Here is an 8,980-nt window from a genome sequence, read left to right on the forward strand (position 1 = left end):
CTACTACCGCCAGAAACAGGGGCGGATGGCCCGCCAAACCGGCCCCCTTGACAGGGGGCGTGGTCTTTTGTGCGCAATCCCAACAAAGTGCTTGCGCTCAAAAATTAACCACGTTAGAATTATCAGCTTTCCCAGATTGTCGATTCACTTAGCCGAAGGTTAGGTGAGCGCGTCGGGGGGAATACCCGCAGGATTTCAACCCAGGGTCGTTGCGTTGCCACCAGTTGCTGGTCCAGAAGTTACGGACTTGCCGACAAAAAAGCAGGGCGGCTGACCTGACGGGACCAAAACTGGCAGGAATTGCAGTGTTCCCTTGTTGGGAAAACCGTATTTCCAGTTAAGTTGGAACAGGAAAAATCATGATCCAAATGCAGACCACGCTGGACGTGGCCGATAACACTGGTGCGCGTCATGTCATGTGCATTAAGGTGCTCGGTGGCTCCAAGCGCCGTTATGCCGGTATCGGCGACATCATCAAGGTGAGCGTCAAAGATGCGGCTCCGCGCGGACGCGTCAAGAAAGGCGAAATTTACAATGCCGTGGTGGTTCGTACCGCCAAGGGCGTGCGCCGTAAAGACGGTTCGCTGATTCGTTTCGGCGGCAATGCCGCCGTGTTGCTCAACGCCAAGCTGGAGCCTATCGGCACCCGCATCTTCGGACCCGTTACGCGTGAACTGCGTACCGAGAAGTTCATGAAGATCGTGTCGCTGGCCCCGGAAGTGCTGTAAGGAGCCCTACGATGAACAACATTCGTAAAGGCGACGAAGTCATCGTCCTGACCGGCCGCGACAAGAAGCGTCGCGGCACCGTGCTGGCTCGCGTTGATGCCGACCATGTCCTGGTCGAAGGCGTCAATGTTGCCAAGAAGCACGTCAAAGCCAACCCGATGGCTAACAACCCGGGCGGGATTGTCGAAAAGACCATGCCGATCCACATCTCGAATGTGGCGCTCTTCAACCCCGCAACCGGTCGTGGCGACCGCGTGGGCGTTCAAGAAGTCGAAGGTCGCAAGGTCCGCGTGTTCCGTTCCAATGGTGCCGTTGTCGGCGCCAAGGCGTAAGGGGCGATAGACATGTCTCGTTTGCAAGATTTCTACAAGAGCAAGGTCGCTGGCGACCTGCAGGCCAAGTTTGGCTACAAGAGCGTCATGGAAGTGCCGCGCATCACCAAGATCACCCTGAACATGGGTGTCTCGGAAGCGGTCTCCGACAAGAAAGTCATCGAGCACGCTGTGTCGGATCTGACCAAGATCGCCGGCCAGAAGCCCGTCGTGACGAAGACCAAGAAGGCAATCGCCGGTTTCAAGATCCGCGAAAACTACCCGATTGGTTGCATGGTCACGCTGCGTGGTCAACGCATGTACGAATTCCTGGATCGCCTGGTGGCGGTTGCGCTGCCTCGCGTGCGCGACTTCCGCGGTATCTCGGGTCGTGCGTTCGACGGCCGTGGCAACTACAACATCGGGGTGAAAGAGCAAATCATTTTCCCCGAAATCGAGTACGACAAGATCGACGCGCTGCGTGGGCTGAACATCAGCATCACCACCTCCGCGAAGACCGACGAAGAAGCCAAGGCGCTGTTGACGGCCTTCAGCTTCCCGTTCCGTAACTAAGGGGCTGATGACGTGGCTAAACTTTCCCTCATCAATCGCGACATCAAGCGCGCCAAGCTGGCTGACAAGTTCGCTGCCAAGCGCGCTGAGTTGAAGGCGATCGTCGACGATCAGTCGAAGACCGACGAAGAACGTTACCAAGCTCGGCTCAAGCTGCAACAGCTGCCGCGCAATGCCAACCCGACGCGTCAACGCAACCGTTGCGTGGTCACCGGTCGTCCTCGCGGCGTGTTCCGCAAGTTCGGTCTGACGCGCCACAAACTGCGTGAAATGGCGATGAAGGGTGAAATCCCCGGCATCACCAAGGCCAGCTGGTAGGAGAAACAATATGAGCATGAGCGATCCCATCGCCGATATGCTGACCCGCATTCGCAATGCGCAGCAAGTGGACAAAGTTACGGTGAGCATGCCCTCCTCGAAGCTGAAGGCGGCCATTGCCGCTGTGCTGAAAGACGAAGGCTACATCGACAGCTTTGAAATCAAGGGCACCCAGGCCAAGCCTGAGCTCGAGATCACCCTGAAGTACTACGCTGGCCGTCCGGTCATCGAGCGCATCGAACGCGTCTCGCGCCCCGGTCTGCGTATCTACAAGGGCCGTACCAGCATTCCTCAGGTCATGAATGGCCTGGGCGTGGCTATCGTTTCGACCTCGCGCGGCGTCATGACCGACCGTAAGGCTCGCGCCAACGGCGTCGGCGGCGAAGTGCTGTGCTACGTGGCCTAAGGAGAAATTCGAATGTCACGTATCGCTAAGTATCCGGTCGAACTGCCCAAGGGCGTCGAAGCTGACGTCAAGCAGGATCAGATCACTGTCAAGGGCCCGCTGGGTTCCTTGACCCAACCCCTGACTGGCGACGTCACGATTTCGCTGGACGGTGGCAAGCTCACGTTTGCCGCCGCCAACGATTCCCGTCACGCCAATGCCATGTCGGGCACCGTGCGCGCGCTGGTGGCCAATATGGTCAATGGCGTGAGCAAGGGATTCGAGCGCAAGCTGAACCTGGTCGGCGTGGGTTACCGCGCCTCGGTTCAAGGCGACGCCGTTAAGCTGCAGCTCGGTTTCTCGCACGACGTTTTGCATCAGTTGCCGGCCGGTATCAAGGCCGAATGCCCCACCCAGACGGAAATCGTCATCAAGGGCTCCAACAAGCAAGTCGTCGGTCAGGTGGCCGCTGAAATCCGCGCGTACCGCGAACCCGAACCCTACAAGGGCAAGGGCGTGCGTTACTCGGACGAACGCGTCGTCATCAAAGAAACCAAGAAGAAATAACGGCGCACGCAAGGACGAATCATGGACAAAAAAGTTTCCCGTTTGCGTCGTGCGGTTCCGACTCGCCGGAAGATCAACGAGCTGCGCGTTCATCGCCTCTCGATTTTCCGCTCGAACCAGCACATCTACGCCAACATCATTTCGCCGGAAGGCGATCGCGTTCTGGTCAGCGCCTCGACGGTGGAAGCCGAAGTGCGTGCGCAACTGGCCGGCCAAACCGGTCAGGGTGGCAACAAAGCCGCTGCGACGCTGGTTGGCAAGCGCGTGGCCGAAAAGGCCAAGGCTGCCGGTATCGAACTGGTCGCTTTCGATCGCTCGGGCTTTCGTTACCATGGCCGCGTCAAGGCGCTGGCCGATGCCGCGCGTGAAGCCGGCCTGAAGTTCTAAGCGAGGATCTGTCAAATGGCTAAAGTACAAGGCAAGAACGCCGCGGAAAAAGAGAACGATGACGGCCTCCGCGAAAAGATGATCGCGGTCAACCGCGTGAGCAAAGTGGTCAAGGGTGGTCGCACCATGAGCTTTGCCGCGCTGACCGTGGTTGGCGATGGCGATGGCCGCATCGGCATGGGTAAGGGCAAGGCGCGTGAAGTGCCGGTGTCCGTTCAGAAGGCTATGGAACAGGCCCGTCGCGGCATGTTCAAGGTCGCTCTGAAGAACGGCACGCTGCACCACACCGTGGTCGGCAAGCATGGCGCCGCTACCGTGCTGATTTCGCCCGCTGCTGAAGGTACTGGCGTTATCGCCGGCGGCCCGATGCGCGCTATTTTCGAAGTGATGGGTGTGCGTAACGTGGTTGCCAAGAGCCTGGGCTCGAGCAACCCCTACAACATGGTTCGCGCCACGTTGAACGGCCTGCGCGCCTCCCTGACCCCGGCCGATGTTGCTGCCAAGCGCGGCAAGACGGTCGAAGAGATCCTGGGGTAAATCATGGCTCAGAAGCAGATCAAAGTGACCCTCGTGCGCTCGGTGATCGGTACCAAGCAATCGCACCGTGATACGGTTCGCGGTTTGGGCTTGGGCCGCATCAACAGCAGCCGCGTGCTGGTCGATACGCCCGAGGTGCGTGGGATGATCCGTAAGGTGGATTATCTCGTTTCCGTCTCGGAAGCCTAAGGAATCACCATGTCGGATATGCAACTTAATACGCTGAAGCCCGCTGAGGGCAGCAAGCACGCCAAGCGCCGCGTCGGCCGTGGCATCGGTTCGGGTCTGGGTAAAACCGCCGGCCGTGGTCACAAGGGTCAGAAGTCGCGCTCGGGCGGTTTCCACAAGGTTGGCTTCGAAGGCGGTCAAATGCCGCTGCAACGTCGCCTGCCCAAGCGTGGTTTCACCCCGCTGGGTCAACACCTGTATGCACAAGTTCTCTTGTCGGACCTCGAAGCCCTGCCCATCGATGACATCGATGTGCAAGCGCTGAAGGCGGCCGGCGTGATTGGCCAGGCGGTTCGTTACGCCAAGGTCATCAAGTCTGGTGAACTCTCGCGCAAGGTCGTGCTCAAGGGCATTACCGCGACGGCCGGCGCTCGCGCCGCCATCGAAGCCGCGGGCGGCTCGCTTGCTTGATCAGAGGTGACGAGTGGCTAACGCGCAGGCATTGGGCAAATCCGGAGCACGATACGGCGATCTGAAGCGCCGTCTGGTGTTCCTGGTGCTCGCCCTGGTGGTTTACCGTTTGGGTACACACATCCCGGTTCCGGGTATCAACCCGGACGCGCTGGCGGACTTGTTCCGTCAGAACCAGGGCGGGATCCTGGGCCTGTTCAACATGTTCTCGGGCGGAGCGCTCTCGCGTTTCTCGATTTTTGCCCTGGGGATCATGCCGTACATTTCGGCATCCATCATCATGCAGTTGATGTCGGTGGTGGTGCCGTCGCTGGAAGCGCTCAAGAAAGAGGGCGAATCCGGCCGTCGGAAGATTACCCAATACACCCGCTACGGCACGGTCGTGCTGGCGCTGGTGCAGGCTGTGGGCATTTCGGTGGCGTTGGAGTCTCAGCAGGGACTGGTGATCGATCCGGGCATGCTGTTCCGCTTCACGACCGTCGTGACCCTGGTCACTGGCACCATGTTCGTCATGTGGCTGGGTGAGCAGATCACGGAGCGCGGTCTGGGCAACGGGATTTCCATCCTGATCTTCGCAGGTATCGTGGCGGGTCTTCCCGCGGCGCTGGCTGCACTGTTGGACCTGGTCCGCACCAACGCGATGTCTGTGCTTTCGGCACTGTTCATCGTGGCTCTGGTGGTGCTGGTTACCGCTTTTGTGGTGTTCGTGGAACGCGGACAGCGCAAGATCACGGTGAACTACGCCAAGCGTCAGGTCGGCAACAAGGTCTACGGTGGTCAAAGCTCGCATTTGCCGCTGAAGCTGAACATGGCAGGGGTGATTCCGCCGATCTTCGCGTCGTCGATCATTCTGTTCCCGGCCACGATCACGAGCTGGTTCTCCAGCAGCGAGAACATGCGCTGGCTTAGCGACCTGGCTGCGGCCCTGTCGCCTCGTCAACCGCTCTACATCACGCTGTACTCGGTCGCGATTATTTTCTTCTGCTTTTTCTACACGGCTCTGGTTTTCAACAGCCGCGAAACGGCGGACAACCTGAAGAAGAGTGGTGCGTTTGTTCCGGGCATCCGTCCGGGCGAGCAAACAGCGCGCTACATCGACAAGATCCTGATGCGTTTGACGCTCGCAGGTGCCATCTACATCACGTTGGTGTGCCTGTTGCCGGAATTCTTGGTGATGCGCTGGAACGTTCCTTTCTACTTCGGTGGTACGTCTCTGTTGATCATTGTGGTGGTGACGATGGATTTCATGGCGCAGGTTCAGGCCTACATGATGTCTCACCAGTACGACTCGTTGCTCAAGAAGGCCAACTTCAAGGGCGCGGGTTTGCCGATGCGGTAAGCAAAAGAATGTCCAAGGACGACGTCATTCAGATGCAAGGTGAGGTTCTTGAGAACCTCCCGAACGCGACATTTCGCGTCAAGCTCGAAAACGGCCACGTGGTGTTGGGCCATATTTCCGGCAAGATGCGTATGCATTACATCCGGATCCTGCCGGGTGACAAGGTCACAGTGGAGCTCACGCCCTATGACCTGACGCGAGCCAGGATTGTTTTCCGCTCCAAGTGAGCGAAACCGGATTACGGAAAATTAGGAGTCAACCATGAAAGTAATGGCATCGGTTAAGCGGATCTGCCGCAACTGCAAAGTTATCAAACGTCACGGCGTGGTGCGCGTTATCTGCACCGACCCGCGTCACAAGCAGCGTCAAGGCTAACTCGGGTTAGCGACTACGCAACGGATTTATTCAAGGAACAGTCATGGCCCGTATTGCTGGCATTAACATTCCGCCGCAACAGCACGCCGAGATCGGCCTGACCGCCATTTTTGGCATCGGTCGTACGCGCGCTCGCAAGATTTGCGAAGCGGCAAACGTACCCTTTGACAAAAAGGTCAAGGATCTGAGCGACGCTGAATTGGAACGCGTCCGCGAACATGTTGGTTTGTTCACGGTTGAAGGCGACCTGCGTCGTGAAGTACAGCTCTCGATCAAGCGTTTGATCGACCTGGGAACCTACCGCGGTATGCGTCACAAGCGCGGTTTGCCCGTGCGCGGCCAGCGCACTCGCACCAACGCCCGGACCCGCAAGGGCCCGCGTCGTGCTGCTGCGTCCCTGAAGAAATAATCGAGGAACAGGATTATGGCGAAAGCTTCCACCAGCGGCGCTTCGCGCGTGCGCAAAAAGGTCAAGAAGAACGTCTCGGACGGCATCGCGCACGTTCACGCTTCGTTCAACAACACCATCATCACCATCACCGATCGTCAGGGCAACGCACTGTCGTGGGCCACGTCGGGCGGTGCTGGCTTCAAGGGTTCGCGCAAGTCGACCCCGTTTGCCGCGCAGGTTGCCGCTGAAACGGCTGGCCGCGTTGCGCTCGAGTACGGCATCAAGACGCTGGAAGTCCGCATCAAGGGCCCCGGTCCTGGCCGCGAGTCGTCGGTCCGTGCGCTGAACGCGCTGGGCATCAAGATTTCGTCCATCGCCGACATCACGCCCGTTCCGCACAACGGCTGCCGTCCGCCGAAGCGTCGTCGTATCTAAAGGGAATCCACATGGCACGTTATATTGGACCCAAATGCAAGCTCTCGCGCCGCGAGGGTACTGACCTGTTCCTGAAGAGCGCCCGCCGCTCGCTGGATTCCAAGTGCAAGCTGGATTCCAAGCCTGGCCAACACGGCCGCACTTCGGGTGCCCGCACTTCCGACTACGGCCTGCAGCTGCGCGAAAAGCAAAAGCTGAAGCGCATGTACGGCGTGCTGGAAAAGCAATTCCGCAAGTACTTCGCTGAAGCCGAGCGCCGCCGTGGCAACACCGGCGAAACGCTGATCCAGCTGCTGGAATCGCGTCTGGACAACGTCGTCTACCGCATGGGCTTCGGCTCGACGCGCGCCGAAGCTCGCCAGCTGGTGAGCCACCGCGCCATCGAACTGAACGGCCACACGGCTGACATCGCTTCGATGCTGGTCAAGGCTGGCGACGTCGTCTCGATTCGTGAAAAGGCCAAGAAGCAAGGCCGTATCAAGGAATCGCTCGACCTGGCCACCAGCATCGGCATCCCCCAGTGGGTGGAAGTCGACGCGGCCAAGCTGACCGGCACGTTCAAGTCGGCCCCCGATCGCGCTGACGTCGCTCGCGACATCAACGAATCGATGGTCGTCGAACTGTACTCGCGTTAATCACGCCTGCCGGCGCCTTCCTTCGGGGAAGCGCTGGCAAGCTGGTCCCGCGACCCGGTTGACCCGTCTGCACGTCCCGCAGCAGCCCGCTTTCGCCATTTGGTGGAGCGGGCTTTGCGGTAAGTATCGGGTGATGTTTTTGCACCGCCCGTGTTTCACGCCTCACCCTGTCCATCAGCCTTATCGGTGTAACGAGCCGAGGGTATTGAAAAGGAACACAGTAAATGTCCACTCAAGGTTTCCTGAAGCCGCGCTCCATTGAAGTCGAACCGGTCGGCACGCACCATGCCAAGATCGTGATGGAGCCGTTCGAGCGTGGCTACGGTCACACGCTGGGCAACGCCCTGCGCCGCATCCTGCTGTCTTCGATGACCGGCTATGCGCCGACCGAAGTCCAGATGACGGGCGTGGTGCACGAATACTCGACCATCCCGGGCGTTCGCGAAGATGTCGTCGACATCCTGCTGAACCTGAAGGGCGTGGTCTTCAAGCTGCACAACCGCGACGAAGTGACGCTGGTTCTGCGCAAGTCCGGCGCCGGCACGGTGCTGGCCAGCGACATCGAGCTGCCGCACGACGTCGAGATCATCAACCCCGGCCACGCCATCTGCAACCTGACGGAAGCGGGCAAGCTGGAAATGCAGATCAAGGTCGAAAAGGGCCGCGGCTACGTGCCGGGCAACGTGCGCGCGCTGTCGGAAGACCGTACGCACACCATCGGCCGCATCGTTCTGGACGCTTCGTTCAGCCCGGTCCGCCGCGTGAGCTACGCCGTTGAAAGCGCCCGCGTTGAACAACGCACCGACCTGGACAAGCTGGTCCTGGACATCGAAACCAACGGCGTGATCTCGCCCGAGGAAGCGGTGCGCCAGTCGGCCCGCATCCTGATGGACCAGATCTCGGTCTTCGCCGCCCTGGAAGGCGCTGGCGATTCGTACGAAGCCCCGGTCCGCGGCACGCCGCAGATCGACCCGGTGCTGCTGCGTCCGGTCGACGACCTGGAGCTGACGGTGCGTTCGGCCAACTGCCTGAAGGCCGAAAACATCTACTACATCGGCGACCTGATCCAGCGTACCGAAAACGAGCTGCTCAAGACCCCGAACCTGGGTCGCAAGTCGCTCAACGAGATCAAGGAAGTGCTGGCTGCACGTGGCCTGACCCTCGGCATGAAGCTCGAGAACTGGCCGCCCCTGGGCCTGGAGCGTCCGTAAGTCTTAGTAGGGTGCCGCCCCTGAAAAGGGGCGTCTCCCGCAGCGCCCGGCCTCACCGCCGGGCGGTTTGCGAAATCGTCGTAAAATGCCCCGTTTTCTACCGGACCGCAGCCTGATTGCAGGCTGATAGAAGAGCCGGCAACCCGATG

17 protein-coding genes are annotated in these 8,980 nt (G+C 59.8%); all 17 read left to right on the forward strand.

Going from position 1 to position 8,980, the window contains the following annotated elements; genetic code table 11:
- Positions 1–359: 359 nt before the first annotated feature.
- Complete coding sequence (gene rplN, locus ASD71_RS25260) at positions 360–728, forward strand: 50S ribosomal protein L14 (protein WP_006216531.1); 369 nt, start codon at positions 360–362, stop codon at positions 726–728.
- Between the two features lie 11 nt (positions 729–739).
- On the forward strand, positions 740–1,060 hold the full coding sequence (rplX, locus tag ASD71_RS25265) for a 50S ribosomal protein L24 (protein ID WP_056571030.1): 321 nt from the start codon (positions 740–742) through the stop codon (positions 1,058–1,060).
- A gap of 12 nt (positions 1,061–1,072) precedes the next feature.
- Positions 1,073–1,612 (forward strand): 50S ribosomal protein L5, encoded by a 540-nt coding sequence (gene rplE, locus ASD71_RS25270; RefSeq protein ID WP_006216529.1) that lies wholly within the window; start codon positions 1,073–1,075, stop codon positions 1,610–1,612.
- Between the two features lie 12 nt (positions 1,613–1,624).
- Positions 1,625–1,930: a 30S ribosomal protein S14 gene (rpsN, locus tag ASD71_RS25275; protein WP_056571033.1), complete on the forward strand. Its 306-nt coding sequence runs from the start codon at positions 1,625–1,627 to the stop codon at positions 1,928–1,930.
- Between the two features lie 10 nt (positions 1,931–1,940).
- A complete protein-coding gene (rpsH, locus tag ASD71_RS25280) occupies positions 1,941–2,336 on the forward strand; it encodes a 30S ribosomal protein S8 (RefSeq protein WP_006216525.1) in 396 nt (131 codons plus the stop codon).
- 12 nt (positions 2,337–2,348) lie between these two features.
- Entirely contained in the window at positions 2,349–2,882 is a 534-nt protein-coding gene (rplF, locus tag ASD71_RS25285; protein ID WP_056571036.1) for a 50S ribosomal protein L6, read from the forward strand.
- A gap of 21 nt (positions 2,883–2,903) precedes the next feature.
- Positions 2,904–3,269 (forward strand): 50S ribosomal protein L18, encoded by a 366-nt coding sequence (gene rplR / locus ASD71_RS25290; protein WP_008168985.1) that lies wholly within the window; start codon positions 2,904–2,906, stop codon positions 3,267–3,269.
- 15 nt (positions 3,270–3,284) lie between these two features.
- Positions 3,285–3,806 carry a 30S ribosomal protein S5 gene (gene rpsE / locus ASD71_RS25295; protein ID WP_008168987.1) on the forward strand — a complete coding sequence of 174 codons (522 nt, stop codon included), beginning with the start codon at positions 3,285–3,287 and terminating at the stop codon, positions 3,804–3,806.
- 3 nt (positions 3,807–3,809) lie between these two features.
- Positions 3,810–3,995, forward strand: coding sequence for a 50S ribosomal protein L30 (rpmD, locus tag ASD71_RS25300; protein ID WP_006216520.1), 186 nt, complete (start codon positions 3,810–3,812; stop codon positions 3,993–3,995).
- Between the two features lie 9 nt (positions 3,996–4,004).
- Entirely contained in the window at positions 4,005–4,445 is a 441-nt protein-coding gene (gene rplO, locus ASD71_RS25305; protein WP_056571038.1) for a 50S ribosomal protein L15, read from the forward strand.
- A gap of 13 nt (positions 4,446–4,458) precedes the next feature.
- Positions 4,459–5,784 carry a preprotein translocase subunit SecY gene (gene secY / locus ASD71_RS25310; RefSeq protein WP_056327063.1) on the forward strand — a complete coding sequence of 442 codons (1,326 nt, stop codon included), beginning with the start codon at positions 4,459–4,461 and terminating at the stop codon, positions 5,782–5,784.
- Between the two features lie 8 nt (positions 5,785–5,792).
- Positions 5,793–6,011 carry a translation initiation factor IF-1 gene (gene infA / locus ASD71_RS25315; RefSeq protein WP_003806927.1) on the forward strand — a complete coding sequence of 73 codons (219 nt, stop codon included), beginning with the start codon at positions 5,793–5,795 and terminating at the stop codon, positions 6,009–6,011.
- 34 nt (positions 6,012–6,045) lie between these two features.
- On the forward strand, positions 6,046–6,159 hold the full coding sequence (gene rpmJ, locus ASD71_RS27810) for a 50S ribosomal protein L36 (protein WP_003806928.1): 114 nt from the start codon (positions 6,046–6,048) through the stop codon (positions 6,157–6,159).
- Between the two features lie 43 nt (positions 6,160–6,202).
- Positions 6,203–6,568 carry a 30S ribosomal protein S13 gene (gene rpsM / locus ASD71_RS25320; RefSeq protein ID WP_008168996.1) on the forward strand — a complete coding sequence of 122 codons (366 nt, stop codon included), beginning with the start codon at positions 6,203–6,205 and terminating at the stop codon, positions 6,566–6,568.
- Positions 6,569–6,583: 15 nt separating this feature from the next.
- Positions 6,584–6,985, forward strand: coding sequence for a 30S ribosomal protein S11 (gene rpsK, locus ASD71_RS25325; protein ID WP_006216516.1), 402 nt, complete (start codon positions 6,584–6,586; stop codon positions 6,983–6,985).
- An 11-nt stretch (positions 6,986–6,996) separates the two neighbouring features.
- Positions 6,997–7,620: a 30S ribosomal protein S4 gene (rpsD, locus tag ASD71_RS25330; protein WP_056571040.1), complete on the forward strand. Its 624-nt coding sequence runs from the start codon at positions 6,997–6,999 to the stop codon at positions 7,618–7,620.
- Between the two features lie 224 nt (positions 7,621–7,844).
- Positions 7,845–8,831 carry a DNA-directed RNA polymerase subunit alpha gene (gene rpoA / locus ASD71_RS25335; protein ID WP_008169002.1) on the forward strand — a complete coding sequence of 329 codons (987 nt, stop codon included), beginning with the start codon at positions 7,845–7,847 and terminating at the stop codon, positions 8,829–8,831.
- Positions 8,832–8,980: the final 149 nt, after the last annotated feature.

It is taken from the genome of Achromobacter sp. Root565, from assembly GCF_001427425.1.
Taxonomy (GTDB): domain Bacteria; phylum Pseudomonadota; class Gammaproteobacteria; order Burkholderiales; family Burkholderiaceae_B; genus Achromobacter; species Achromobacter spanius_D.